We start from the raw sequence: 25,634 nt of genomic DNA, 5'->3' as shown, positions 1-25,634 counted from the left end.
AAGAATAAAAAAGATCCGAGGTGTTGCATGTCCGAGCTGTCCAAAGCGCGCATCCCCGACGCACCCGCCATTCAGCGTTTGCCCCTTTTGCAACTGATCCTGGTCGGTTTGCAACATGTACTGCTGATGTACGGCGGCGCCATCGCGGTACCGCTGATCATTGGACAGGCCGCTGGCCTGAGTCGTGAAGAAATCGCCTTCCTGATCAACGCCGACCTGCTGGTCGCCGGCATCGCCACCATTGTGCAGTCCCTGGGGATCGGCCCGATGGGCATTCGCATGCCGGTGATGATGGGCGCCAGTTTCGCCGCCGTCGGCAGCATGGTCGCCATGGCCGGCATGCCCGGCATCGGTCTGCAGGGAATCTTCGGCGCCACCATCGCCGCCGGGTTCTTCGGCATGATCATCGCGCCGTTCATGTCCAAAGTTGTGCGCTTCTTCCCGCCCCTGGTGACCGGCACGGTCATCACCTCGATCGGTTTGTCACTGTTCCCCGTGGCCGTGAACTGGGCCGGTGGCGGCGCTGGCGCCGCTCAATTCGGTTCACCGATTTACCTGGCCATCGCCGCACTGGTGCTGGCCACCATTCTGTTGATCCACCGCTTCATGCGCGGTTTCTGGGTCAATATTTCCGTGCTGATCGGCATGTGCCTGGGCTACGTGCTCTGCGGCGCCATCGGCATGGTCGACCTGAGCGGCATGGCCAGTGCGCCATGGGTTCAGTTCGTCACCCCGCTGCATTTCGGCATGCCGAAGTTCGAACTGGCACCGATCCTGTCGATGTGCCTGGTGGTGGTGATCATCTTTGTCGAGTCCACCGGGATGTTCCTCGCGCTGGGCAAGATCACCGGCCAGGAAGTCTGTCCGCGCATGCTGCGCCGGGGCTTGCTGTGTGATGCCGGCGCGTCGTTCTTCGCCGGATTCTTCAACACCTTCACCCACTCCTCCTTCGCGCAGAACATTGGCTTGGTGCAGATGACCGGTGTGCGCTGCCGTTCGGTGACCATCGTCGCCGGCGGTTTGCTGATCGTCCTGAGCCTGCTGCCGAAAGCGGCGTTCCTGGTGGCGTCGATTCCACCGGCAGTACTCGGCGGTGCGGCGATTGCGATGTTCGGCATGGTCGCGGCTACCGGTATCAAGATCCTGCAGGAAGCCGACATTGGTGACCGTCGCAATCAATTGCTGGTAGCCGTGAGCATCGGCATGGGCCTGATCCCGGTAGTGCGTCCGGAGTTCTTCGCCCACCTGCCGTTGTGGATGAGTCCGATCACCCACAGCGGGATCGCCATGGCCACCCTCAGCGCTCTGACGCTGAACCTGTTGTTCAACATTCTCGGCGGCACCGAACGCGCCGCGATCAACGACTGCCACGCACACCAACATTAACAGCGACACAAAAATCCCCTTGTGGGAGCGGGCTTGCTCGCGAAAGGGTCATGTCAGTCACCATCACTGTTGAATGAGCCTCCGCTTTCGCGAGCAAGCCCGCTCCCACAGGGTAAGCAACGCCCTGCCTCAAACAATAAAAACAAGAGGGAGCAACAGATGATCCGGACTCAAACCAACGTGTTGTTGAGCGGCGGCCTGCTGGCCGCCTCGCAAGCCATGGCCGGCGATTTATTGCTGTGGCAGACGAACAGCCTGAGCTACCTCTACGGCAAGAACTTCGCGATCAACCCGTCGATCCAGCAGACGGTGACGTTCGAGCACGCCGACAAGTGGAAGTACGGCGACAACTTCCTGTTCGTCGACAAGATCTTCTACAACGACCAGGAAGACCGCAACAAAGGCCCCCACGCCTTCTACGGCGAATTCAGCCCGCGCCTGTCGTTCGGCAAGATCTTCGACAAGAAGCTGGAGTTCGGCCCGATCAAGGACCTGCTGCTGGCGATGACCTACGAATACGGCGAAGGCGAGAGCGAGGCCTATCTGATCGGCCCCGGTTTCGACCTGAAAGTGCCGGGCTTCAACTATTTCACCCTGAATTTCTACCGCCGCCAGACCGAAGGCCCGCGCCCGGGCGATGGTGTCTGGCAGATCACCCCGGGCTGGTCCTACAGCATTCCCGTGGGCAATTCCGATTTGTTGATCGATGGCTACCTCGACTGGGTGGTCGACAACGACAAGAACTCGCGCGGCACCTATCACGCCAACCTGCACATCAACCCACAGATCAAATACGACCTGGGCAAAGCCCTCGGCTGGAGCCAGAAGCAGGTGTACGTCGGCACCGAATACAGCTACTGGAAGAACAAATACGGCGTCGAAAGCACCCACCGTTTAGACACCAACCAAAACACCGCCAGCCTGCTGGTGAAGGTGCACTTCTAAAATGACCCGCAACCGTGCCCCCTACCTGTCGTCGGTGCTCTGTTGCGGGGCACTTGAGACCTGGCCGTTGAGTCAGTATTCTCCGCGGCCTCCTGAATTCGGTCTAAAAAAAAGCCCGGATTTAATTCCTGACCAACGAGCCAACTTATCCCGGCCGCAGTCAGTACCGAGGCATCCCGAAAACACGCTCAGTCGACTGTTTTTCAGCAGCCGACGGGCGTTTTTTTGCTTTTCGAAAAGCCTTGGCTCAGCTCTTGCTAACAGCATTAAAGCTGACCGGATGGATGATTTTTGCAACAACGAAAAAAGGCGCCACACCAGAGCGCCGACTCAAAAAAATAAACGTGGAACACCTACTTTGGGAGCAACCGAATGAAACGTATGAGCACCAGCCTGATGCTTGCGGGAACCATGCTGGCGGGGGGCCAGGCCATGGCCGACGGCCTGCTGCAATGGCAGAACAACAGCCTGACCTACCTCTATGGCAAGGATTTCCAGGTCAACCCGCGCATTCAGCAGACCGTCACCTTCGAACACGCCGATGCCTGGAAGTACGGCGACAACTTCCTGTTCGTCGACAAGATCTTCTACAACGGCAAGGATGACGGCGGTGTCGGCTCGAACACTTACTACGGCGAAATCAGCCCGCGTCTGTCGTTCGGCAAGATATTCGACCAGAAACTGGCTTTCGGTCCGGTCACCGACGTGTTGCTGGCCATGACTTACGAGTTCGGTGAGGGTGATACCGAGTCGTACCTGATCGGTCCAGGCTTTGACCTGGCGATCCCGGGCTTCGACTACTTCCAGCTGAACTTCTATCAGCGCCACACCGAAGGCTCCCGCGCCGGAGACAACGTCTGGCAGATCACCCCGGTCTGGTCCTATACGATTCCGGTCGGCGACTCGAACATCCTGATCGACGGGTTCATGGACTGGGTGGTCGACAACGACTCCAACTCCAAAGGCGATTACCACGCCAACCTGCACTTCAACCCACAGGTCAAATACGACCTGGGCAAGGCGCTGAGCATTGGCGAGAAGCAGTTGTATGTGGGTGTTGAGTACGACTACTGGTCGGACAAGTACGGGATCAAGGACAGCCAGTATTTCAAGACCGATCAGAGCACCACGAGCTTCCTGGTGAAGTTCCACTTCTGATCCTGGTGTCAATGGCGTCTGAAGGGACGCCTTCGCGAGCAAGCCCGCTCCCACATTGGTTTGTGAACGACACAAAACCAATGTGGGAGCGGGCTTGCTCGCGAATGGCCGGCACCACAAATCTCAAGCGGGAGCCAACGCCGCGGTTATCCCCAAAAACCGGCACAGCTCATCGCGCTTGGCCAAGGCATCGCGTCGCCCAAGGTCGATCAGTTCGCTGCAATACCCGGCCTCGAACAGCAAGTAACTCAATACCCCTGCCCCACTGGTCTTGGTCGCCCCCGGACCGCGCAAGAACAGCCGCAACGCCGCTGGCAGCTCCTGTCGATGCCGCGCCGCGATTTCATCGATCGGCTGGCTCGGCGAAATCACCAGAACGTCCACCGGCGCTACGCCCAGCGCGCGGGTCGGCGTTCCGTCGGGCATCAGGTGACTGAACTGGTTCAGACGCTGAAGCAGCTCGATATCGCTTTCCAGGCTGTCAATGAAGGTACTGTTGAGCATGTGCCCGCCGATCTGCGCCAGTGTCGGCTGCTTTCCCGTGTAAGTGCGCTCAAGCGGATGTGCCGGATCGAACCCCCGAGGGTTGCCGCTGACGCCCACCACCAGCACCCGGCTCGCACCCAGATGCAGTGCCGGGCTGATCGGCGCCGATTGCCGCACCGCGCCATCGCCGAAATATTCATCGCCAATCTTCACTGGCGCGAACAACAGCGGGATCGCCGAACTGGCCAGCAAGTGTTCCACCGACAACTGCGTCGGCACACCGATGCGCCGGTGACGCAGCCAGGAATCGATGGTCCCGCCGCCCTGATAGAAGGTCACCGCCTGCCCCGACTCGTAGCCGAACGCTGTTACCGCCACCGCGTGCAATTGCTTGCGCGCGATGGACTCGGCGATGCCGGGCATGTGCAGTTTTTCATTGAGCAGATGGCGCAGCGGCGAACTGTTGAGCAGTGCTACCGGCACTTGCCTGCCCATGCCCAACAGGCTGTGGCTGACAAAACGACTGGCCTGGTGGATCACCCCCGGCCAGTCGCTGCGCAACACGCGATGGCTGCGAAAGCCTTGCCAGAACAGCGTCAGACGCTCGATGGCCGCGCGAAAATCGGTCGCACCGCTGGCCAGGCTGACCGCGTTGATCGCCCCGGCCGATGTGCCGACGATCACCGGGAACGGATTGTCCGCGCCCAGCGGCAGCAGTTCGGCAATTGCCGCCAGCACCCCCACCTGATACGCCGCCCGAGCCCCGCCGCCGGAAAGAATCAAACCTGTGACCGGTTCAGCTGGGCTCATCGCAACGCTCCGTGGTGCTTATGGGATGGGGTGAATCAACGACGTTTGGCGTACAGCTTAGGCTCGCCCGGCGGACGGCTCTTGAAACGCCGGTGCGCCCACAGGTATTGCTCCGGGCAATCGCGTAGCACACCTTCCACCCACTGGTTGATGCGGATGCAGTCGGCTTCTTCGGTTTCGCCCGGAAACCCTTCCAGCGGCGGATGGATCACCAGACGATAGCCGCTGCCGTCCGCCAGACGCTCCTGGGTGAACGGCACCACCAGGGCCTTGCCCAGCCGGGCGAACTTGCTGGTGGCGGTGACGGTTGCGGCCTGAATGCCGAACAACGGCACGAAGATGCTTTGCTTGGCGCCGTAGTCCTGATCCGGCGCGTACCAGATCGCACGCCCGGAACGCAGCAGCTTGAGCATGCCGCGGACATCGTCGCGCTCCACCGCCAGCGAATCGAGATTGTGCCGCTCACGGCCCTGACGCTGAACGAAGTCGAACAACGGGTTCTTGTGCTCGCGGTACATACCATCGATGGTGTGCTGCTGGCCGAGCAGCGCCGCGCCGATTTCCAGTGTCGTGAAATGCACTGCCATCAGAATCACGCCCTTGCCTTCGCGCTGGGCCTTTTGCAGGTGCTCGAGGCCTTCGACATGGGCCAGTTTCGCCAGACGCTGACGGGACCACCACCAGCTCATCGCCATTTCAAAGAACGCGATGCCGGTGGAGGCGAAGTTTTCCTTGAGCAGGCGTTTGCGCTCGGCGGCGGATTTTTCCGGGAAACACAGTTCCAGATTGCGCTTGGCGATACGCCGCCGGTCGCTTGCGAAGCGATACATCAGGGCACCGAGAAAACGACCGATGGCCAGCAATGCCGGATAGGGCAACTGCACCGTCAGCCACAACAGCCCCAGGCCGCACCAGAGCGGCCAGAAGCGTGGAGCAAGAAATGCTTTTCGAAAACGCGGGCGATCCATTAAAGCTTCCGTAAATAAGTGGCCGCGCATTCTACATCGTTCAGCCCGGCTTGCGGCTGGCGGGCGTTCTCGTTATAAGTCTCGGCACTTTTAGTGACAAGCCGTTGTATGCCGACATGAGCCAAAACGAATCGCCAGACCAAGATCCCGTGTTCCAGCTGAAGGGCAGCATGCTCGCCATTACCGTGCTGGAATTGGCCCGCAACGACCTCGACAGCCTCGATCGGCAACTGGCCGCCAAAGTCGCCCAGGCACCGAATTTCTTCAGCAACGCACCGCTGGTTCTGGCGCTGGACAAACTGCCGCCAAGTGAAGGCGCTGTCGACCTGCCGGGACTGATGCGCGTGTGCCGCCAGCACGGCCTGCGCACCCTGGCGATCCGCGCCAGCCGCATCGAAGACATCGCCGCCGCCATCGCCATCGACATCCCGGTACTGCCGCCGTCCGGCGCCCGTGAGCGACCGCTGGAAACCGCTGAGCCTGTTGCTCCGAAGAAGCCGGAAAAGCCGCCGGAGCCGACCGTCAAACCGACCCGCATCATCACTACGCCAGTACGTGGTGGCCAACAGATCTATGCCCAAGGTGGCGATCTGGTGGTGGTGTCGTCGGTCAGCCCGGGGGCGGAACTTCTCGCCGATGGCAACATCCATGTATACGGCCCGATGCGCGGTCGTGCGCTGGCCGGGGTCAAGGGCGACACCAAGGCGCGGATTTTCTGTCAGCAATTGAGCGCTGAACTGATCTCCATCGCAGGCCACTACAAGGTTTCCGAGGACCTGCGTCGCGATCCGATGTGGGGTTCGGGTGTACAGGTCAGCCTGTCGGGCGACGTGTTGAACATCATTCGGCTTTAACGGATACTGCCGCATTTTCCAAGCATCTCTAAAACGTAGCGAAAACGGCTCAAACGAAGTAGGAAAAAGGCCAAAAGCCAAATTCCAGCCAAGGCTGTCCGACTGCAGTAGTTTTCAAGAGATGTTTTTCAGGGGCTGAACAGTCCTTCTTCCTTAGGGGTGAAACACCTTGGCCAAGATTCTCGTGGTTACATCCGGCAAGGGTGGTGTGGGTAAGACCACCACCAGCGCCGCTATCGGTACCGGCCTCGCTCTGCGCGGCCACAAAACAGTGATCGTCGACTTCGACGTGGGCTTGCGAAACCTTGACCTGATCATGGGTTGCGAGCGCCGCGTGGTGTATGACTTCGTCAACGTGGTCAACGGCGAAGCCAACCTGCAGCAGGCCCTGATCAAAGACAAGCGCCTGGAAAACCTCTATGTGCTGGCCGCCAGCCAGACCCGCGACAAAGACGCGCTGACCGTCGAAGGCGTGGAAAAAGTCCTGATGGAGCTCAAGGAACAATTCGAGTTCGTGGTCTGCGACTCCCCGGCGGGCATCGAGAAAGGCGCCCACCTGGCCATGTACTTCGCTGACGAAGCGATCGTCGTGACCAACCCGGAAGTGTCTTCGGTACGTGACTCGGACCGCATGCTCGGCCTGCTGGCCAGCAAATCCCGTCGCGCCGAACGTGGCGAAGACCCGATCAAGGAACACCTGCTGATCACCCGCTACCACCCGGAGCGCGTTGAAAAGGGCGAAATGCTCGGCGTCGAAGACGTCAAGGAAATCCTCTCGGTGACCCTGCTGGGCGTGATCCCGGAATCCCAGGCGGTGCTCAAGGCTTCCAACCAGGGCGTCCCGGTCATCCTCGACGACCAGAGCGATGCCGGCCAGGCCTACAGCGATACCGTCGACCGCCTGCTGGGCAAAGACAAAGCACACCGGTTCCTCGATGTCGAGAAGAAGGGATTCTTCGAGCGCCTGTTTGGAGGTAGGTAATGAACCTTTTTGACTTCTTTCGTGCCAACAAAAAGCCAAGCACTGCCTCGGTAGCGAAAGAGCGTCTACAGATCATCGTGGCGCATGAGCGCGGCCAGCGCAGCACGCCGGATTACCTGCCAGCCTTGCAGAAGGAACTGGTGGACGTGATCCGCAAGTACGTCAACATCGGCAACGACGACGTACATGTTGCACTGGAAAGCCAGGGCAGTTGCTCGATTCTGGAACTCAACATCACCCTGCCAGATCGCTGAGTCGATCCGGCAGGAACGACGGCGGCTCAGGGCCCTTCCGACACCGGAAGGGCCCTGAGCCGCCGTTGGCATTTGTTACGAGGCTGTTTTAATGCCGCTGTCCAACATCCGCATCATCCATCAGGACGCCGCCGTGCTGGTGGTCGACAAACCGACCCTGCTGCTCTCGGTGCCCGGACGCGCCGACGACAACAAGGACTGCCTGATCACCCGCCTGCAGGAAAACGGCTACCCGGAAGCACGCATCGTCCATCGTCTGGACTGGGAAACGTCGGGTATCATCCTGCTGGCCCGCGACGCGGACACCCACCGCGAACTGTCGCGGCAGTTTCACGACCGCGAAACCGAAAAGGCCTACACCGCCCTGGCCTGGGGTCAGCCGGAACTGGACAGCGGCAGCATCGATCTGCCGTTGCGCTACGACCCGCCGACCAAACCGCGCCACGTGGTCGATCACGAACATGGCAAACACGCCCTGACCTTCTGGCGCGTGCTGGAGCGTTGCGGCGACTGGTGCCGCGTCGAACTGACGCCAATCACCGGCCGTTCGCACCAGTTGCGCGTGCACATGCTGTCCATCGGTCATCCACTGCTCGGCGACGGGCTCTACGCTCACCCCCAAGCCCTCGCGGCCTGGCCACGCCTGTGCCTGCACGCCAGCATGCTCAGCTTCACCCACCCACAGTCCGGCGAACGCTTGCGCTTCGAATGCCCGGCTCCGTTTTAAGCACTGCCTGACTGGCAGTCGCCTGTTTTAAAGGATTTTGTTCCGGATGAGTTGTACTGATTCCCTGGCAACACCCGTCAAGAAGACCCGTCACCAACTGCTTTACCTGATTTACGGCAACCAGGATGTTTACCGGCGCGAAGCCAAGTTCAGCATCCTGACCGCCCTCTCCCAGGCCAGGACCGGCAAACGCCCGGCGATCAGGATCCTCACTGACCGGCCGCAGGACTATGAAGGCTGGCCGGTCGATACCGTGCTGCTCGACGAACCGACACTGACTCGCTGGCAGGGCCACAACGGCTATCACCACCGACGCAAGGCCTGCGCCATCGCCGCCGGCCTGCAACTGGCCGAAAAGACCTTGTTCGTCGACACCGACACCCTGTTCACCAGCGACCCCAATCGCCTGTTCCCGCACATCACTGCGCAGCAGTCGGTGATGGATCGCTTCGAATACGACTGGAAAGATGTCTTCGAGCGCGACGACTACCTGAAGCTCGGTCGCGATCTCGGTGCCCATGGCATCACCCCGGAAAACGGCTTCAAGCTCTACAACAGCGGGCTGTGTGGCGTGACCGACAGCGACGGGGCATTGTTCGAGCAGTCGATCCGCCTGATCGACGAATGGACGGCAGACGGTTTCCAGATCCATACCATCGAACAAGTCGCGCTGTCGTTCGCCATGCGCAAACGGCCGGTGGTCGAGGCCCGCAAATACGTCTATCACTACTTCGCGGAAAAACGCTTTTTCCACGCGATGCAGGCGTTCTTCTTTGCCCAGCACGGCGAGCAGTTCAGTCAGCGGCTGGTGGATCTGTGCAAGGACGTGCCGCGGGTCAAGCCGTTCCCGTCCGCGTGGCAGCGTCTGAAAATCAAATGGAAGCTGCGCAACCAGAGCGGCACCCTGCGCAAGGTCGGTCGCGATCTGCTGTACGGCAGCGCAGCACCGGATCATCCGTACTACACCGCCTGCCGCCATGAATGGTGGGAATGTGCCTCGCGGGAGATTCTTCGCTGGGACAAGAGCCGTCAGAAAAAGCTCCTGAACCAGAGCAACTGGCCGCAACAACTGCCCCGCCCTGAAAAGCCTGAAGACGAAAAAGTCATCATGAGCTACCTGAAAAAACGCGTGGCCACCGCTCGCTGACGCGAGCGGCACATGTCATGTCCCAAGCATCAGGCCGATGCGTTAAACTCCCGCCCATTGCTGTCTGGAGCTTCTTATGCGCGAAGAGTTGAACCAAGGCCTGATCGACTTCCTCAAGGCCTCCCCTACCCCGTTCCACGCCACCGCCAGCCTTGTTCAACGCCTGGAGGCCGCCGGTTATGTACGCCTCGACGAGCGTGAGACCTGGCACACCGAAGCCAATGGCCGTTACTACGTCACCCGTAACGACTCCTCGATCGTCGCGATCAAGATGGGCCGCAACTCCCCGCTGCACGACGGCATCCGTCTGGTCGGCGCCCACACCGACAGCCCGTGCCTGCGGGTCAAGCCGCAACCTGAACTGCAACGTCAGGGTTTCTGGCAACTCGGTGTCGAAGTCTACGGCGGCGCGCTGCTGGCGCCGTGGTTCGACCGCGACCTGTCTCTGGCCGGTCGCGTCACCTTCCGTCGCGACGGCAAGGTCGAGAGCCAATTGATCGACTTCAAGGCCCCGATCGCGATCATTCCCAACCTGGCGATTCACCTCAACCGTGAAGCCAACCAGGGCTGGGCCATTAACGCCCAGACCGAACTGCCGCCGATTCTCGCGCAGTTCGCCGGTGACGAACGTGTGGACTTTCGCGCAGTGCTCACCGATCAACTGGCCCGCGAACACGGGTTGAATGCCGACGTAGTGCTCGATTACGAGCTGAGTTTCTACGACACCCAGAGCGCAGCGGTCATCGGCCTGCACGGTGATTTCATCGCTGGCGCCCGACTCGACAACTTGTTGTCCTGCTATGCCGGTCTGCAAGCCCTGCTGACCGCCGACACCGAAGAAACCTGCGTGCTGGTGTGCAACGATCACGAAGAAGTCGGCTCCTGCTCCGCCTGCGGCGCCGACGGCCCGATGCTGGAACAGACCCTGCGCCGTCTGCTGCCGGAAGGTGACGAGTTCGTTCGCACCATTCAGAAATCCCTGCTGGTCTCGGCCGACAACGCCCACGGCGTACACCCGAACTACGCCGAGAAACACGACGCCAACCACGGCCCGAAACTCAACGCCGGCCCGGTGATCAAGGTCAACAGCAACCAGCGCTACGCCACCAACAGCGAAACCGCCGGTTTCTTCCGTCACCTGTGCATGGCCGAAGAAGTGCCGGTACAAAGCTTCGTGGTGCGCAGCGACATGGGCTGCGGCTCGACCATCGGCCCGATCACCGCCAGTCATCTGGGCGTGCGCACCGTCGACATCGGCCTGCCGACCTTCGCCATGCACTCGATCCGCGAACTGTGCGGCAGCCATGACCTGGCCCATCTGGTGAAAGTGCTGAGCGCCTTCTACGCCAGTCGAGAACTGCCGTAACCAACGGGAGATCGCAGCCTCACGCTGCGATCTCCTGCCCTGCGAAACCGGCTCATTTCTGATACACATCACCACCGGTCGGCAAAAAGCGACCTAGACTTAAATCATCCTCTTCGACAAGGCTGTCGCCATGATCTCGATGTCTGCGTTCCACTCCATGCTCATTCCGATCCTGTCCGGAATGATTCTGCTGGCGATCGGTTTCAACTTCCGCGACAAGAACGCCGGAGTATTCGCCATGTGGATCGGCATGCTGATGATCCTGGCCACCGTGGTCTACAAGATCCTGGCCAAACTCAACGAATAAATCCGCGCCCGGCTCGCATTGATTCTGGCGGACTCGTACACTCGCCCGATCCGCCCCTTGCGAGGTTGACCGCCTAGTGTTCGCTCGTTTCTTTGCCCTGCCCTGCCTCTTCCTTGTCTGCCTGATGACGCTCCTGCCGTCGGCGCCTGCCCAGGCGGTGAGTCTGCCCGGCCTGCTCAATGGTTCGAACAAGGCGCAACCTGAAGCCCAGGAACCGCTTGGCCAATCCCTCGACGAAGTCATCAAGTCCCTGGAAAACGATCAGCAGCGCAGCCAATTGCTGAGCGACCTGAAAAAACTGCGCGACGCCACGAAAAAAGCCCAGGCCACCCCGGAAGAAGGCGTGCTGGGCCTGATCGGCGGCACCCTGGCCAATTTCGAAAAACAGTTCACCGGCAGCGACAGCCCGCTCAATCGCTGGTCCACCGAATTCGAACTGGCCAAGGATGAACTGTCCGCACTGATGATGCCGGCCAGTGAATGGCTGCCGATCATCTTCGGCTTCGCCGTGATCCTGATGGTCTGGAGCCTGCTGGCCGCCGCGCTGATCTGGCTCGGTCACCGGGTGCGCATGCGTTTCGGCCTGACCGAAGAACTGCCGCAACACCCCCGGGCCCTCGACATGCTGCGCTTCGCCCTGCGCAAGCTCGGGCCCTGGATGATCGCGCTGGTCATCACGGTTTACATGAGCTACGCATTGCCATCGTCCCTGGGCAAAAGCCTGGCGATGGTCCTGGCCTACGCACTGGTGGTCGGCACCTGTTTCTCGGCGATCTGCGTGATCGCCTTTTCCGTACTCGACGGCCCGCACCGCCACCGCGCGTTGTACATACTGCGCCATCAGGCGTTCCGCCCGCTGTGGCTGATCGGTAGCTTCGCCGCATTCGGCGAAGCACTGAACGATCCGCGCCTGGTGGCGGGTCTGGGTGTACACCTGGCTCACACCGCCGCCACCGTCACCAATGTGCTGGCGGCGCTCTCGACCGGCCTGTTCATCCTGCGCTTTCGCCGCCCCATCGCCCACCTGATCCGCAACCAGCCCCTGTCCCGCCGCCTGACCCGCCGCGCCCTCAGCGACACCATCGAAATCCTCGGCACTTTCTGGTACGTGCCGGCGCTGGTGTTGGTGGGCATTTCCCTGTTCGCCACCTTCGTCTCCGCCGGCGACACCAGCACGGCCTTGCGCCAGTCGCTGATCTGCACCGTGCTGCTGGTGTTGTGCATGGTGATCAACGGCCTCGTCCGCCGCCACGCCCTCAAACCCCAACGCGGGCCGAAACGCCACGCGCTGTATTCCGAGCGCCTGAAAAGCTTCTTCTACACCCTCGCCCATTTACTGGTGTGGCTGGCCTTCATCGAACTGGGCCTGAGGGTCTGGGGCATGTCGTTGATCGGCTTCACCGAAGGCGAAGGCCACGACATCAGCGTAAAACTGTTCAGTCTGATCGGCACACTGATCTTCGCCTGGCTGATCTGGATCCTCAGCGACACCGCCGTCCACCACGCCCTCACCCGCTCACGCAAAGGCCTGGCCAACGCCCGCGCGCAAACCATGATGCCGCTGATCCGCAACGTGCTGTTCGTGGCGATCTTCATCATCGCCCTGATCGTCGCGCTGGCGAACATGGGTATGAACGTCACGCCCCTGCTGGCCGGTGCCGGCGTGATCGGCCTGGCCATCGGCTTCGGCGCCCAGTCGCTGGTGGCCGACCTGATCACCGGCCTGTTCATCATCATCGAAGACTCCCTGGCCATCGACGACTACGTCGACGTCGGCGGGCACCTGGGCACCGTCGAAGGCCTGACCATCCGCACCGTACGCCTGCGGGACATCGACGGCATCGTCCACACCATCCCGTTCAGCGAAATCAAAAGCATCAAAAACTACTCCCGGGAATTCGGCTACGCGATCTTCCGCGTGGCCGTGCCGTTCAACATGAACATCGACGAAGCCATCAAACTGATGCGCGAAGTCGGCCAGAAAATGCGCACCGACCCGCTGCAGCGACGCAACATCTGGTCGCCACTGGAGATCCAGGGCGTGGAAAGTTTTGAATCGGGAAACGCGATATTGCGCGCACGGTTCAAGACCGCACCGATCAAACAGTGGGAAGTTTCACGGGCGTTCAATCTGTCGCTGAAACGGCATCTGGATGAGGCCGGGCTGGATCTGGCGACACCGAGGATGAATGTTCAGGTGATTACCGCAGGCGGTGGTGGCCAGACTCAGGAATAGGCCAACCTCCACGCCTCCCCCGACTCAAAACGATGAGCGTTAGCTCAAGTACCGCTTTTGACGTTCCGGCCCCATCGGAAGGCTGAGTGGAGGGATTCATCCGGGGTGGGAGCGCAGCGACCGTGCGGCGCAGCCGCATGCATCGAGAGGAGGTGCAGCGAAGCAAACCGTAGGCGATGCCCCGGATGAATCCCGGAGCGAAGGAACACCGAGCCTAGGCGAGGTGCCGAACGCCGGGGCCTAGACCTTTTGGTTACTTTTGGGGCGTTTGCCAAAAGTGACCCGCCGTAAGGGCGGAACCATAAGCCGCAGCACCCGAAAAAAACGGATATTCACACAGAGCGATCAAACAACATCAACCCCAACATGAATCGCATCATGCCGCCAAAACTCCAGATCACAATCAATCAACCGCCCAGCCTGATCATAATTGACCCGGGCAATCCTCAACCCCGGACTCCCCACCGAAACCCGTAAGGCCGCCGCCGCATCCACCGACAACGACGTAGGCACAATCTCGAACCGCACCCGCCCATAGTGCAAATCGTAATGCCGCGCATAAAGCTCGGTAATCGACTGATTCAAATCAAACTCCAGAATCCCCGGGAAAAACTGCGGATTCAGATAATGCTCCACATACAACACCAGCCGCCCATCGATCCGCCGCGACCGGCAAATCTGAATCACGCTCGACAACGCCGGCAACTGTAACCACGCACAGACCGCCGCTGACGCCGGTTGCAGCCGCGCCGAAATCACCTCGGTCGACGGCACCCGCCCCTGCGCACTGACCATCGCGTGAAAGTGACTGCGCTGCATCAGGTTGTAGGCCAGACGCGGCGGCGACACGAACCAGCCCCGACGTTCCTCGCGATAAATCTGGCCTTGCGCCTCCAGTTGCAACAACGCTTCACGCACCGTAATCCGCGTCGTGCCGAACAACTCGCTGAGCTTGCGCTCCGCCGGCAGCTTGCTCCCCGCCGCGAGCAAGCCATGGTCGAGTTGTTCCTGAAGGATCTGGCCAATGGCTGTCACCGCTTTTGTTGCCTCATCGCGCATCAACGTTACCTATCTGGACTAGACCAGCACTGTTTCGGGGCAAAAACCGCACAGCTATTGCGCCGTTTGGTCGTGTTGCAAGCCTAGGCAGTGCAGATGACCGAGAGATGACAAAACTACCGAACGGTCGCCCTGACAACTTGCAATACATCGGCCAAGTCCCTTGCCCACCGGGACTTTGCGGGTGGTCTACGCTTACCGGGCAGCCGTCGATACCGGCGGAATAAAACGCGGATCGGGTATCCGCCGACATCAAAGTGTCATCCAGCCCCCCTACATTGGCTCAGGTATTGCTGACCTAGACCAACACAAACCGCAATCGCAGCGTTGAACACGACCAAGGAGCTTCGGAATGAAACAGCTTTTCCTGGCAACACTGTTAGGCTCGACCATTGCCATGTGCACCGCCGCCATGGCGGCTGACGATCTGAAAACCCTCGAAGCCGCTGCGAAAGCGGAAGGCGCCGTCAACAGCGTCGGCATGCCCGATGACTGGGCCAACTGGAAAGGCACCTGGGAAGACCTGGCCAAGAAATACGGCCTGAAACACATCGATACCGATATGAGTTCGGCCCAGGAAATCGCCAAGTTCGCGGCTGAAAAAGATAACGCCACTGCCGACATCGGCGACGTCGGCGCGGCTTTCGGCCCGATTGCAGTCAAGCAAGGCGTGGTGCAGCCGTACAAGCCGACCACCTGGGACCAAGTGCCGGACTGGGCCAAGGACAAGGACGGCAACTGGGCACTGGCCTACACCGGCACCATCGCCTTCATCGTCAACAAGAAACTGCTGCACGGCTCCGAAGTGCCGACCAAATGGGCTGACCTCAAGGGCGGCAAGTACAAGGTCTCCATCGGTGACGTGAGCACTGCCGCGCAAGCTGCCAACGGCGTACTCGCCGCTGCGCTGGCCAACGGCGGCGACGAGAAAAATCTCCAGCCTGCCCTGCTGCTGTTCGCAGACATCGCCAAGCAGGGTCGCCTGTCGATGGCCAACCCGACCATCGCCACCATGGAAAAAGGCGAGATCGAAGTCGGCGTGGTCTGGGATTTCAACGGCCTGAGCTACAAGGCCAAGATGGCCAACCCGGATGACTACGTGGTGCTGATCCCGTCCGACGGCTCGGTGATTTCCGGCTACACCACCATCATCAACAAATACGCGAAGAACCCGAACGCCGCCAAGCTGACCCGCGAATACATCTTCAGCGACGCCGGCCAGACCAACCTCGCCCGCGGCAACGCCCGCCCGATCCGCGCCGAGCACCTGACATTGCCGGAAGACGTGAAAGCCAAGCTGCTGCCGAACGAGCAGTACAAGAAGGTCACGCCGATCAAGGACGCCGATGCGTGGGAAAAAACCTCCAAGGCCCTGCCGCAGGAGTGGAACGAAAAAGTCATCGTAGAAATGAAGTAAAGCGGCTGATCACCCTTTTGTGATCTGTTGAAGATCCAAATGTGGGAGCGGGCTTGCTCGCGAAGGCGTCTTGTCAGTCGACATCAATGTTGAATGATCTACCGCTTTCGCGAGCAAGCCCGCTCCCACAAGGGATTGAGTTGATTTCGAGATATTTGAACTTCGCGGAGTTTTTGCCCCTATGAAGCAAACCGTCATCCTTGTCGTGCTCGACGGCCTCAACTACGAGGTCGCGTGTCACGCCATGGGGCATCTGCAGGCTTACGTTGGCGCAGGACGCGCCGCGCTCTACCAGTTGGAGTGCGAGCTGCCGGCCCTGTCCCGACCGCTTTACGAATGCATCCTCACGGGCGTACCGCCGATCGACAGCGGCATCGTCCACAACAACGTCTCGCGCCTGTCCAGTCAGCGCAGCATCTATCACTACGCCCGCGATGCCGGTCTGAAAACCGCTGCCGCGGCTTACCACTGGGTCAGCGAGCTGTACAACCGCTCGCCGTTCGTGGCCGCCAGAGATCGTCATACCGACGACCCGGCGCTACCGATCCAGCACGGCCACTTCTACTGGAACGATCACTATCCGGACTCGCACCTGTTCGCCGACGCCGAAAACCTGCGCCTGCGCCATGCTCCGGACTTTCTGCTGATCCATCCGATGAACATCGACGACGCCGGGCACAAGCACGGCCTCGACACCCCGCAATACCGCAACAGTGCCCGCAGCGCCGACATCATCCTCGCCGACTACCTGCAAGGCTGGCTCGACGCCGGCTGCCAGGTGCTGGTGACCGCCGACCATGGCATGAACAACGACCGCTCGCACAACGGCCTGCTGCCGGAAGAACGCCAGGTACCGCTGTTCGTGTTCGGTGATGCCTTCAGCCTGAACAGCGAAGCTTCACCGAAGCAGACCGACATCTGCGGCACGGTCTGCGAGCTGCTCGGCGTACCTCACGACAAACCTGTGTGCCGGGAGTTGCTCAAGTGAACTCAATGATTCGCGGCAAATGGCTGGCCGCCCTGTGCCTGGTGCCTTTCGCGCTGTTCTTTATCGTGTTCGAAATTGCCCCGCTGATCTGGGTGATGATCAACAGCCTGCAATCGGAAGAATTCGGCTGGGGATTCGCCAACTTCAGCAAGATCTTCAATTCGAAGTTCTATCTGCAGGCGATCCAGTACAGCCTCGAAATCAGCTTCTGGTCGAGCGTATTCGGCATCATCATCGCGGTGCTGGGCGCCTACTCCCTGCGCCGGGTCGATTCGAAGCTGCGCAACTTCGTCAACGCCTTCGCCAACATGACCAGCAATTTCGCCGGCGTGCCTCTGGCCTTTGCGTTCATCATCCTGCTCGGCTTCAACGGCAGCATCACGATCATGCTGAAGCAGGCCGGAATCATTCAGGATTTCAACCTGTACTCGAAAACCGGGCTGATCATCCTTTACACCTACTTCCAGATTCCCCTCGGCGTGCTGCTGCTGTACCCGGCATTCGACGCCCTGCGTGAAGACTGGCGGGAATCCGCAGCGCTGCTCGGCGCCGACGGCTGGCAGTTCTGGCGTCACATCGGCCTGCCGGTGCTGACCCCGGCCCTGCTCGGCACCTTCGTGATCCTGCTGGCCAACGCCCTCGGCGCCTACGCCACTGTCTACGCGCTGACCACCGGCAACTTCAACGTGCTGCCGATCCGGATCGCAGCGATGGTGTCGGGCGACATTTCCCTCGATCCGAACCTGGCCAGCGCCCTGGCCGTGGTGCTGGTGGCGCTGATGACCCTGGTGACCGTCGTGCATCAACTGCTGTTGAAGAGGAGCTACCATGTCTCGCGCTGAATCCGGCCCGGCCGGCGTCTACCACCGCGTCGTGGTCTATCTGCTGTTTGCCATTCTGCTGCTGCCGTTGCTGGGCACCTTGATCTACTCGATCGCCAGCAGTTGGTCGGCCACCATCCTGCCCAGCGGCTTCACCTTCAAGTGGTACATCCAGTTGTGGAGCGACCCGCGCTTCCTGCATGCCTTCGGCCAGTCGCTGCTGGTGTGCGTCGGGGCGTTGATTCTGTCGGTGGTGCTGATCCTGCCGCTGCTGTTCGTGGTGCATTACCACTTTCCGAAACTCGATGCGCTGATGAACATCCTGATCCTGCTGCCTTTCGCGGTGCCGCCGGTGGTGTCGTCGGTGGGGCTGTTACAGCTCTACGGTTCCGGGCCGTTCGCGATGGTCGGCACACCCTGGATCCTTATCGGTTGCTACTTCACCGTGGCGTTGCCGTTCATGTACCGGGCGATCACCAACAACCTGCAAGCGATCAACCTGCGCGACCTGATGGACGCCGCCCAACTGCTCGGCGCCAGTACCTTTCAGGCAGCATTCCTGGTGGTGTTGCCGAACTTGCGCAAGGGCCTGATGGTCGCGTTGCTGTTGTCGTTCTCGTTCCTGTTCGGTGAGTTCGTGTTCGCCAATATCCTGGTCGGCACCCGTTACGAAACCCTGCAGGTCTACCTCAACAACATGCGCAACAGCAGCGGTCACTTCACCAGTGCCTTGGTGATTTCCTACTTCTTTTTCGTGCTGGTCCTGACCTGGGTCGCCAACATCTTGAACAAGGACAAAAGCGAATGAGCTATGTCAGCGTCCAACACCTTCAGAAAAACTACGCCGGCACCACGGTGTTCAGCGACATCAACTGCGAAATCCGGAAAGGTGAATTCGTCACCCTGCTCGGCCCGTCCGGTTGCGGCAAATCCACCCTGTTGCGTTGCATCGCCGGCCTGACGCCGGTGGATGGCGGCAAGATACTGCTCGATGGCGTCGACATCGTGCCGCTCACCCCGCAAAAGCGCGGGATCGGCATGGTGTTCCAGAGCTATGCGCTGTTTCCCAACATGACCGTGGAGCAGAACGTCGCCTTTGGTCTGCGCATGCAGAAGATCAACCCGGACGACAGCCACAAGCGCGTCGCCGAAGCATTGAAACTGGTTGAACTTAATGACTTCGCCAGTCGTTATCCGCATCAACTCTCCGGTGGTCAGTGCCAACGTGTCGCCCTCGCCCGCTCGCTGGTGACGCGTCCGCGCCTGTTGCTGCTGGATGAGCCGCTGTCGGCTCTTGATGCGCGGATTCGCAAACATCTGCGTGAACAGATCCGTCAGATCCAGCGTGAACTCGGCCTGACCACGATTTTCGTCACACACGATCAGGAAGAAGCACTGACCATGTCTGACCGGATTTTCCTGATGAACCAGGGAAAAATCGTACAAAGCGGCGATGCCGAAACCCTCTACACAGCACCGGTCGACGTGTTTGCCGCCGGCTTCATCGGCAACTACAACCTGCTCGATGCCGAGAGTGCCTCGAAGCTGTTGCAGCGGCCGGTCAACCATCGCATCGCGATTCGTCCGGAGGCCATCGAACTGAGCCTGAACGGCGAACTCGATGCACAGATTCGCAGCCACAGCCTGCTGGGCAACGTGATCCGCTACCGCGTCGAAGCCCGGGGCGTGGAACTGGTGGTGGATGTGCTCAACCGTTCGGCGGCGGATCTGCATCCCGACGGTCAGCGCCTGGCACTTTCCATCGATCCCACCGCCCTGTGTGAGGTAGCCTGATGACTTTGCTGACACCCAAGAGGGAACTGAACTGATGGCTCTGGCAATTTTTGATCTGGACGACACCCTGATCCACGGCGACTGCGCCACGCTCTGGAGCGAGCAGATGGGGCGCCTGGGCTGGGTCGATCCCGAGTCGTTCATGCGCAGGAACAACGAGCTGATGGACGCCTACAGCCATGGCAAGTTGCGCATGGAGGACTACATGGAGTTCAGCCTCGAACCGCTGATCGGCCGTACCCCGGAAGAAGTCGAACATCTGGTCGGGCCGTGGGTGGAAGACTTCATCGAGCCGATCATCTTCAGCGACGCGACCAAGATCATCGCCGCGCACCGCAAGGCCGGCGACCGGATTCTGGTGATCTCGGCCTCGGGTACGCACCTGGTCAAGCCGATTGCCGATCGATTGGGCATCGATGAGATTCTGGGTATCGAACTGGAAGTGGCGCATGGCGTGTACAGCGGCCAGACCGTGGGCACCCTGACCTACCGCGAAGGCAAGATCACCCGCTTGCTGGAATGGCTGGATGCCGAAGAAGAAAACCTTGAAGGCGCGAGTTTCTATTCTGACTCACGCAATGATCTGCCACTGTTGCTGAAAGTGGATTATCCGCATGTGGTCAATCCGGATCCGGTATTGCGCGAGCAGGCCGAGAAATCCGGGTGGCCGATTCATCTCTGGAAGTAAGCGATTGCCTTGTGGGAGCTGGCCTGCTCCCACAAGCATCCATGATCAGCTCAGGCTGTCGTCGATTACCAGCACCAGCTTCCCGGCTACCGTGTTGCTCGCCAGCTCGGCAAATGCCGCCTCGGCATCCTTGATCGCAAAGGTCTTGGCCAGTTGAGGCTTCAGGCGCCCCTCGGAAAACAGTGGCCACACGTGCTGGCTCAGATCGCTGAACAGATCGGCCTTGAACTGATCGTCACGGCTGCGCAGGGTCGAGCCCAGCAGTTGCACGCGCTTGGCCAGCACCTGGGCCAGATCCAGTTTTGCCTCGCGGCCGCCCATCAGACCGATCAGTACCCAGCGTCCATCCTGAGCCATCAGCTTCAGGTTCAGCGCCGAATAATGGCCGCCGACCGGGTCCAGAATCACATCGAACGGCCCGAAATCCCGCAGGCTTTCCAGATCATCAGTGCGCACCACGCCGCCCTGAGCACCCAGCGCTTCACAGTAAGCCAGGCGCTCGGCCGAACCGACGCTCACCCAGCATGGATTGCCAAACGCCTTGCACAGTTGAATGGCGGCAGAACCGATGCCGCTGGCGCCGGCATGCAGCAGAACTTTCTCACCCGGTTTGAGCGCAGCGAGTTGAAACACATTCAGCCAGACGGTCGCGTAAACCTCGGGCAACGCTGCGGCTTCGATCAGCGATACACCTTCCGGAACCGGCAACACATGCCGCCCGTCGACGACCACTTCTTCGGCCATCCCGCCCCCGGCCAGCAAGGCGCAGACCCGATCACCGACCTGCCACGACGAGCCGGCGCCGACCTCGCTGATCACCCCGGAACATTCAAGACCCAGTACTTGACTGGCACCCGGTGGCGGTGGATATAGCCCCGCCTTCTGTAATAAATCCGCGCGATTGAGGCCCGCTGCCGCCACCCGGATGCGAACTTGTCCTACATCGCACGTAGGACTTGGTTCATCAACCCATGCCACTTGACCTTCAACGCCTTGCAATGCCTTCACAGTGCCTCCATAGTGAGTCTGGACTGAGCCCGAAGCTGTAGCGCCGGGCTTTTTGCATTATGCGACCGGCCCTGGGGTCTGAACGATCGCTGAACAGCAATGATCGTACAGAGCGCAGAGGTACCGGCGACTTCAAAGACGGCCTAATATGCGTTATCAATTGTCCCCGCGTCGAATCAGCATGAAGCATTTGCTCCCCAGCACCGCCCTCGCTCTTTTCATCGGTATCGGCCTCTTGCCGGTGTCGGGCAGTACATTCGCAGCCAACAGCTGGGACAAGTTGCAGCCTGATCGCGATGAAGTGATCGCCAGTCTGAACGTCGTCGAGTTGCTCAAGCGCCACCATTACAGCAAGCCGCCGCTCGACGATGCGCGCTCGGTGATCATCTACGACAGCTACATCAAGCTGCTCGACCCGTCGCGCAGCTATTTCATGGCCAGCGACATCGCCGAATTCGACAAGTGGAAGACCCAGTTCGACGACTTTCTCAAGAGCGGCGACCTCAACGCCGGGTTCACCATCTACAAGCGCTATCTGGACCGCGTAAAGGCGCGTCTGGACTTCGCCCTTGCCGAGCTGAACAAAGGCGTCGACAAGATGGACTTCACCACCCATGAAACCTTGCTGATTGATCGCAAGGACGCCCCGTGGCTCAAGTCCACCGCCGAACTCGATGACCTGTGGCGCAAACGCGTCAAGGACGAAGTGCTGCGGCAGAAGATCGCCGGCAAAGAGCCGAAGCAGATCCAGGAAACCCTGACCAAGCGCTACAAGAACCAGTTGGCGCGTCTGGACCAGACCCGTGCCGAAGACATTTTCCAGGCGTACATCAACACCTTCGCCATGTCTTACGATCCGCACACCAACTACCTGTCGCCGGATAACGCGGAAAACTTCGACATCAACATGAGCCTTTCCCTCGAGGGCATCGGCGCCGTGTTGCAAAGCGACAACGATCAAGTGAAAGTCGTGCGCCTGGTGCCGGCAGGCCCGGCCGACAAGACCAAACAGGTTGCACCGGCGGACAAGATCATCGGCGTTGCCCAGGGCAACAAAGAGATGGTCGACGTAGTAGGCTGGCGCCTGGACGAAGTGGTCAAGCTGATCCGTGGTCCGAAAGGCACCGTGGTCCGTCTGGAAGTCATCCCGGCCAGCAATGCGCCGAACGACCAGACCAGCAAGATCGTGCCGATCACCCGTGAAGCGGTGAAGCTCGAAGACCAGGCCGTGAAGAAATCCATCCTGAGCCTCAAACAGGACGGCAAGGACTACAAGCTCGGCGTGATCGAGATTCCGGCCTTCTACCTGGACTTCAAGGCGTTCCGTGCCGGTGATCCGGATTACAAGAGCACCACTCGCGACGTCAAGAAGCTGCTGACCGAGTTGCAGAAAGAGAAAGTCGACGGCGTGGTCATCGACCTGCGCAACAACGGCGGCGGTTCCCTGCAGGAAGCCACCGAGCTGACCAGCCTGTTCATCGACAAGGGCCCTACCGTACTCGTGCGTAACGCCGATGGCCGGGTCGACGTGCTGGAAGACGAAAACCCGGGTGCGTTCTACAAAGGCCCGATGGCGCTGCTGGTCAACCGCCTGTCCGCCTCGGCTTCGGAAATCTTCGCCGGCGCCATGCAGGACTACCACCGCGCGCTGATCATCGGTGGCCAGACCTTCGGCAAAGGCACTGTGCAGACGATCCAGCCGCTGAACCATGGCGAACTGAAACTGACCCTGGCCAAGTTCTACCGGGTTTCCGGTCAGAGTACCCAGCATCAGGGCGTACTGCCGGACATCGACTACCCGTCGATCATCGACACCAAGGAAATCGGCGAGAGCGCCCTGCCGGAAGCCATGCCATGGGACACCATCCGCGCGGCGATCAAACCGGCGAGCGATCCGTTCAAGCCGTTCCTGGCCCAGCTGAAATCCGAGCATGACACCCGTTCTGCCAAGGACGCGGAGTTCGTGTTCATCCGCGACAAGCTGGCCCTGGCGCAGAAGCTGCTGGAAGAAAAAACCGTCAGCCTCAATGAAGCCGAACGCCGTGCCCAGCACGCCGACATCGACGCCAAGCAACTGGCGATGGAGAACATCCGTCGCAAGGCCAAAGGCGAAGAACCGCTCAAAGAGCTGAAGAAAGAAGACGAAGACGCTCTGGCAGCCGCCGAGCCGGACAAGGTCAAACCGGAAGACGACGCCTACTTGAGCGAGACCGGGCGCGTGCTGCTGGATTACTTGAAGCTGAGCAATCAGGTGGCCAAGAAGTAAGGTGATGGCAATTTAATGCTGACGATCCCCGGATCGTCATCAAACAGTCATCATTCTGTCGTGCAATAAAGGACTGGGAGCGGTTCTCTTCATCGAGAGCGCTCCCAGTCCTTTTTTATCGCCAGAGATTGCCATGACCACGACCGAACAGCTGAGTGCCTTGAGCTCGATCCTGACTCAAAGCGGTTTGCACAGCCTGTTCCAACCGATCATTTGCCTCTCCGAACGACGCATTCTTGGCTATGAAGCCTTGACTCGCGGTCCTTCCAACAGCCCGCTGCACTCCCCTATCGCCCTGTTCGCCGTGGCCCGTCAGGCCGGACGCTTGAGCGAACTGGAAATCGCCTGCCGCCATAGCGCCTGCCGCCGTTTCAACGAACAGCAATTGCCGGGCAAGCTGTTTCTCAACGTCTCTCCCGAATCTCTGCTCGAAGCCGCGCACCAGCCGGGGCGCACGCTGCGGCTGCTTCAGGATTTTGGTATTCCGCCGAGCCAGGTGGTGATCGAACTCACCGAACAGACGCCGATCGATGATTTCCAGTTGCTGCAAACTGCGCTGCATCACTATCGGGCGATGGGGTTTTCCATTGCACTGGACGATCTCGGGGCGGGTTATTCAAGTCTGCGCCTTTGGTCGGAGCTGCGTCCCGACTACGTGAAAATCGACCGGCACTTTATCGACGGCATTCACCAGGACGCATTGAAGCGCGAGTTCGTCGGATCGATCCTGCAAATCGCCAAGGCCTCCCGGGCCCAGGTGATTGCCGAAGGCATCGAACTGCCGGAAGAGTTGGCGGTGCTGACCGAGATGGGTGTGGATCTGGTCCAGGGCTATCTGCTCGGGCGCCCTCAGGAACACCCACCGCGCGATGCCCGGGCCTTGATGCCCAAACACGACAGCAGCGCCGTTGCGCTGAACGATGAAGGCAGCGACCTCAGCGCCCTGCTCAACGACCAACCGGCCGTGAATCGCGACACGCCGACCGCCACCGTACTTGAGGCCTTCCGCCGCCAGGCCAACCTGAACTCGCTGGCGGTACTCGACGAACTGGGTCAGCCGTGCGGCATCGTTCATCGTCACTCTTTGTCCGATGCGTTGCTCAAGCCGTTCGCCACCGACCTCTTCGCCCGCAAACCGATCAGCCGCTTGATGAACGACGACTTCCTCGCCGTGGAAATGAGCCAGTCGCTGCAACAGGTCAGCCGCCTGATCACCAGCCGCGCCCGGCAACGCATCGAAGAAGACTTCATCATCACCCTCAACGGCGGTTACCTGGGCCTGGGCCGGGTGATCGATGTGCTCAAACTGATTACCGAACTGAAAATCCAGCAGGCCCGTTATGCCAATCCGCTGACGTTGCTGCCGGGGAATGTGCCGATTCAGCAATGTTTGACTCGCCTTCTGCAACAGGGGCGGGAATCGGTGATCTGCTACGTCGACATCGACAGCTTCAAACCCTTTAACGATATCTATGGGTATGGGCGTGGGGATGAGGTGTTGCTGTGTCTGGCGCAATGCCTCAACGAACGCGTCGACCCGTCCCGTGATTTCGTCGGGCATATCGGGGGAGATGATTTCCTGTTGGTGCTCGGTCCGGAGGATTGGCGCAAACGGCTCAATCAATTGCTTGATGATTTCCAGAGCCAATGCCGACGGTTTTATCGCCCCGAACACCTCGAGGCTGGGTGTTTTGTTGCGCCGAATCGCCAAGGGATTCGCCAAGAGTTTCCTCTGCTTTCATTGTCCATTGGCGTGGTGCATTTGCATCCTGAAGCGTGTACGCAACTGGATGCGAGTCAGTTGGCGGAAATGGCTTCGCAGGCGAAGCATCATGCGAAGAATGTTCCGGGGTACAGCGTGCATTTGATTGATAGCCTTGCCGCTCCCAACCTTCATTCTCCGCAACTAATCGGTCAACGCTGAGCCCCAGACTACATCCACCGTGGAATCAGGGCTGCACGCGAAG

Annotated in this window: 24 protein-coding genes; 20 read left to right on the top strand and 4 right to left on the bottom strand. The window is 60.2% G+C overall.

Annotation, left to right across the window (positions count from 1 at the left end):
- Window positions 1–27 precede the first annotated feature (27 nt).
- The 4 genes from C6Y56_RS08645 (at window position 28) to C6Y56_RS08630 (ending at window position 3,489) form a co-directional block, all read left to right on the top strand.
- On the top strand, window positions 28–1,386 hold the full coding sequence (locus tag C6Y56_RS08645; RefSeq protein ID WP_169429513.1) for a nucleobase:cation symporter-2 family protein: 1,359 nt from the start codon (window positions 28–30) through the stop codon (window positions 1,384–1,386).
- A gap of 159 nt (window positions 1,387–1,545) precedes the next feature.
- Window positions 1,546–2,331 carry an outer membrane protein OmpK gene (locus C6Y56_RS08640; RefSeq protein ID WP_169429512.1) on the top strand — a complete coding sequence of 262 codons (786 nt, stop codon included), beginning with the start codon at window positions 1,546–1,548 and terminating at the stop codon, window positions 2,329–2,331.
- A 1-nt stretch (window position 2,332) separates the two neighbouring features.
- Window positions 2,333–2,707: a hypothetical protein gene (locus C6Y56_RS08635; protein ID WP_169429511.1), complete on the top strand. Its 375-nt coding sequence runs from the start codon at window positions 2,333–2,335 to the stop codon at window positions 2,705–2,707.
- On the top strand, window positions 2,704–3,489 hold the full coding sequence (locus tag C6Y56_RS08630; protein ID WP_169429510.1) for an outer membrane protein OmpK: 786 nt from the start codon (window positions 2,704–2,706) through the stop codon (window positions 3,487–3,489). Before C6Y56_RS08635 ends, C6Y56_RS08630 begins: the two co-directional genes overlap by 4 nt.
- A gap of 123 nt (window positions 3,490–3,612) precedes the next feature.
- Here the strand turns inward: C6Y56_RS08630 and C6Y56_RS08625 are convergent, their stop codons facing one another.
- Window positions 3,613–4,785 (bottom strand): patatin-like phospholipase family protein, encoded by a 1,173-nt coding sequence (locus C6Y56_RS08625; protein ID WP_169429509.1) that lies wholly within the window; start codon window positions 4,783–4,785, stop codon window positions 3,613–3,615.
- A gap of 35 nt (window positions 4,786–4,820) precedes the next feature.
- Complete coding sequence (locus tag C6Y56_RS08620; protein WP_169429508.1) at window positions 4,821–5,753, bottom strand: lipid A biosynthesis lauroyl acyltransferase; 933 nt, start codon at window positions 5,751–5,753, stop codon at window positions 4,821–4,823.
- A 116-nt stretch (window positions 5,754–5,869) separates the two neighbouring features.
- Between C6Y56_RS08620 and minC the strand changes: the two genes are divergently transcribed.
- From minC to C6Y56_RS08580, 8 genes are all read left to right on the top strand, one after another.
- Window positions 5,870–6,607 carry a septum site-determining protein MinC gene (gene minC / locus C6Y56_RS08615; RefSeq protein ID WP_169429507.1) on the top strand — a complete coding sequence of 246 codons (738 nt, stop codon included), beginning with the start codon at window positions 5,870–5,872 and terminating at the stop codon, window positions 6,605–6,607.
- Window positions 6,608–6,776: 169 nt separating this feature from the next.
- Window positions 6,777–7,589 carry a septum site-determining protein MinD gene (minD, locus tag C6Y56_RS08610; protein WP_096822931.1) on the top strand — a complete coding sequence of 271 codons (813 nt, stop codon included), beginning with the start codon at window positions 6,777–6,779 and terminating at the stop codon, window positions 7,587–7,589.
- Window positions 7,589–7,843 (top strand): cell division topological specificity factor MinE, encoded by a 255-nt coding sequence (gene minE / locus C6Y56_RS08605; protein WP_003223146.1) that lies wholly within the window; start codon window positions 7,589–7,591, stop codon window positions 7,841–7,843. Before minD ends, minE begins: the two co-directional genes overlap by 1 nt.
- Before the next feature lie 91 nt (window positions 7,844–7,934).
- Window positions 7,935–8,570, top strand: a complete 636-nt coding sequence (locus C6Y56_RS08600) for an RluA family pseudouridine synthase (RefSeq protein ID WP_169429506.1) — start codon at window positions 7,935–7,937, stop codon at window positions 8,568–8,570.
- Window positions 8,571–8,616: 46 nt separating this feature from the next.
- Window positions 8,617–9,717 carry a hypothetical protein gene (locus C6Y56_RS08595; RefSeq protein ID WP_169429505.1) on the top strand — a complete coding sequence of 367 codons (1,101 nt, stop codon included), beginning with the start codon at window positions 8,617–8,619 and terminating at the stop codon, window positions 9,715–9,717.
- 76 nt (window positions 9,718–9,793) lie between these two features.
- Entirely contained in the window at window positions 9,794–11,083 is a 1,290-nt protein-coding gene (locus C6Y56_RS08590; protein WP_007960074.1) for a M18 family aminopeptidase, read from the top strand.
- A gap of 130 nt (window positions 11,084–11,213) precedes the next feature.
- Window positions 11,214–11,390 carry a hypothetical protein gene (locus C6Y56_RS08585; protein WP_169429504.1) on the top strand — a complete coding sequence of 59 codons (177 nt, stop codon included), beginning with the start codon at window positions 11,214–11,216 and terminating at the stop codon, window positions 11,388–11,390.
- 76 nt (window positions 11,391–11,466) lie between these two features.
- Window positions 11,467–13,626, top strand: coding sequence for a mechanosensitive ion channel family protein (locus C6Y56_RS08580; RefSeq protein ID WP_169429503.1), 2,160 nt, complete (start codon window positions 11,467–11,469; stop codon window positions 13,624–13,626).
- 345 nt (window positions 13,627–13,971) lie between these two features.
- Here the strand turns inward: C6Y56_RS08580 and C6Y56_RS08575 are convergent, their stop codons facing one another.
- The gene (locus C6Y56_RS08575; RefSeq protein ID WP_085701120.1) at window positions 13,972–14,685 is read right to left on the bottom strand and encodes a UTRA domain-containing protein; all 714 of its coding nucleotides are present in this window, start codon (window positions 14,683–14,685) and stop codon (window positions 13,972–13,974) included.
- A 352-nt stretch (window positions 14,686–15,037) separates the two neighbouring features.
- On the opposite strand from C6Y56_RS08575, the gene C6Y56_RS08570 reads away from it, so the two are divergent.
- The 6 genes from C6Y56_RS08570 (at window position 15,038) to C6Y56_RS08545 (ending at window position 20,393) form a co-directional block, all read left to right on the top strand.
- Window positions 15,038–16,102, top strand: coding sequence for an ABC transporter substrate-binding protein (locus tag C6Y56_RS08570; RefSeq protein ID WP_169429502.1), 1,065 nt, complete (start codon window positions 15,038–15,040; stop codon window positions 16,100–16,102).
- A gap of 181 nt (window positions 16,103–16,283) precedes the next feature.
- Window positions 16,284–17,090 (top strand): alkaline phosphatase family protein, encoded by an 807-nt coding sequence (locus C6Y56_RS08565; protein WP_169429501.1) that lies wholly within the window; start codon window positions 16,284–16,286, stop codon window positions 17,088–17,090.
- 5 nt (window positions 17,091–17,095) lie between these two features.
- Window positions 17,096–17,932 (top strand): ABC transporter permease, encoded by an 837-nt coding sequence (locus C6Y56_RS08560; protein ID WP_169432609.1) that lies wholly within the window; start codon window positions 17,096–17,098, stop codon window positions 17,930–17,932.
- Window positions 17,919–18,719, top strand: coding sequence for an ABC transporter permease (locus C6Y56_RS08555; RefSeq protein WP_169429500.1), 801 nt, complete (start codon window positions 17,919–17,921; stop codon window positions 18,717–18,719). The genes C6Y56_RS08560 and C6Y56_RS08555 overlap by 14 nt, the downstream gene beginning before the upstream one ends.
- Complete coding sequence (locus C6Y56_RS08550; protein WP_169429499.1) at window positions 18,716–19,705, top strand: ABC transporter ATP-binding protein; 990 nt, start codon at window positions 18,716–18,718, stop codon at window positions 19,703–19,705. The genes C6Y56_RS08555 and C6Y56_RS08550 overlap by 4 nt, the downstream gene beginning before the upstream one ends.
- Window positions 19,706–19,739: 34 nt before the next feature.
- Window positions 19,740–20,393, top strand: a complete 654-nt coding sequence (locus C6Y56_RS08545) for an HAD family hydrolase (protein WP_169429498.1) — start codon at window positions 19,740–19,742, stop codon at window positions 20,391–20,393.
- A gap of 45 nt (window positions 20,394–20,438) precedes the next feature.
- Here the strand turns inward: C6Y56_RS08545 and C6Y56_RS08540 are convergent, their stop codons facing one another.
- The gene (locus C6Y56_RS08540; RefSeq protein WP_169429497.1) at window positions 20,439–21,401 is read right to left on the bottom strand and encodes a zinc-binding dehydrogenase; all 963 of its coding nucleotides are present in this window, start codon (window positions 21,399–21,401) and stop codon (window positions 20,439–20,441) included.
- Window positions 21,402–21,582: 181 nt separating this feature from the next.
- Between C6Y56_RS08540 and C6Y56_RS08535 the strand changes: the two genes are divergently transcribed.
- Together C6Y56_RS08535 and C6Y56_RS08530 are read left to right on the top strand one after the other, a co-directional pair.
- Window positions 21,583–23,667 (top strand): carboxy terminal-processing peptidase, encoded by a 2,085-nt coding sequence (locus C6Y56_RS08535; protein WP_169429496.1) that lies wholly within the window; start codon window positions 21,583–21,585, stop codon window positions 23,665–23,667.
- Between the two features lie 133 nt (window positions 23,668–23,800).
- Window positions 23,801–25,591, top strand: a complete 1,791-nt coding sequence (locus tag C6Y56_RS08530; protein WP_169429495.1) for a bifunctional diguanylate cyclase/phosphodiesterase — start codon at window positions 23,801–23,803, stop codon at window positions 25,589–25,591.
- Window positions 25,592–25,634: the final 43 nt, after the last annotated feature.

The organism is Pseudomonas fluorescens (assembly GCF_012974785.1).
Classification (GTDB): Bacteria; Pseudomonadota; Gammaproteobacteria; order Pseudomonadales; family Pseudomonadaceae; genus Aquipseudomonas; species Aquipseudomonas fluorescens_BT.
This window is presented reverse-complemented; position numbering and strand designations above follow the sequence as displayed.

Coding starts and splice junctions, on each gene's coding strand:
- C6Y56_RS08555 (WP_169429500.1), top strand. CDS start 17,919: ATGTCTCGCGCTGAATCCGGCCCGGCCGGCGTCTACCACCGCGTCGTG.
- C6Y56_RS08560 (WP_169432609.1), top strand. CDS start 17,096: ATGATTCGCGGCAAATGGCTGGCCGCCCTGTGCCTGGTGCCTTTCGCG.
- C6Y56_RS08600 (WP_169429506.1), top strand. CDS start 7,935: ATGCCGCTGTCCAACATCCGCATCATCCATCAGGACGCCGCCGTGCTG.
- C6Y56_RS08630 (WP_169429510.1), top strand. CDS start 2,704: ATGAAACGTATGAGCACCAGCCTGATGCTTGCGGGAACCATGCTGGCG.
- C6Y56_RS08565 (WP_169429501.1), top strand. CDS start 16,284: ATGAAGCAAACCGTCATCCTTGTCGTGCTCGACGGCCTCAACTACGAG.
- C6Y56_RS08640 (WP_169429512.1), top strand. CDS start 1,546: ATGATCCGGACTCAAACCAACGTGTTGTTGAGCGGCGGCCTGCTGGCC.
- C6Y56_RS08645 (WP_169429513.1), top strand. CDS start 28: ATGTCCGAGCTGTCCAAAGCGCGCATCCCCGACGCACCCGCCATTCAG.
- C6Y56_RS08585 (WP_169429504.1), top strand. CDS start 11,214: ATGATCTCGATGTCTGCGTTCCACTCCATGCTCATTCCGATCCTGTCC.
- C6Y56_RS08570 (WP_169429502.1), top strand. CDS start 15,038: ATGAAACAGCTTTTCCTGGCAACACTGTTAGGCTCGACCATTGCCATG.
- C6Y56_RS08625 (WP_169429509.1), bottom strand. CDS start 4,785: ATGAGCCCAGCTGAACCGGTCACAGGTTTGATTCTTTCCGGCGGCGGG.
- C6Y56_RS08550 (WP_169429499.1), top strand. CDS start 18,716: ATGAGCTATGTCAGCGTCCAACACCTTCAGAAAAACTACGCCGGCACC.
- C6Y56_RS08620 (WP_169429508.1), bottom strand. CDS start 5,753: ATGGATCGCCCGCGTTTTCGAAAAGCATTTCTTGCTCCACGCTTCTGG.
- C6Y56_RS08535 (WP_169429496.1), top strand. CDS start 21,583: ATGAAGCATTTGCTCCCCAGCACCGCCCTCGCTCTTTTCATCGGTATC.
- C6Y56_RS08635 (WP_169429511.1), top strand. CDS start 2,333: ATGACCCGCAACCGTGCCCCCTACCTGTCGTCGGTGCTCTGTTGCGGG.
- minE (WP_003223146.1), top strand. CDS start 7,589: ATGAACCTTTTTGACTTCTTTCGTGCCAACAAAAAGCCAAGCACTGCC.
- C6Y56_RS08545 (WP_169429498.1), top strand. CDS start 19,740: ATGGCTCTGGCAATTTTTGATCTGGACGACACCCTGATCCACGGCGAC.
- C6Y56_RS08595 (WP_169429505.1), top strand. CDS start 8,617: ATGAGTTGTACTGATTCCCTGGCAACACCCGTCAAGAAGACCCGTCAC.
- C6Y56_RS08530 (WP_169429495.1), top strand. CDS start 23,801: ATGACCACGACCGAACAGCTGAGTGCCTTGAGCTCGATCCTGACTCAA.
- C6Y56_RS08590 (WP_007960074.1), top strand. CDS start 9,794: ATGCGCGAAGAGTTGAACCAAGGCCTGATCGACTTCCTCAAGGCCTCC.
- C6Y56_RS08575 (WP_085701120.1), bottom strand. CDS start 14,685: ATGCGCGATGAGGCAACAAAAGCGGTGACAGCCATTGGCCAGATCCTT.
- minC (WP_169429507.1), top strand. CDS start 5,870: ATGAGCCAAAACGAATCGCCAGACCAAGATCCCGTGTTCCAGCTGAAG.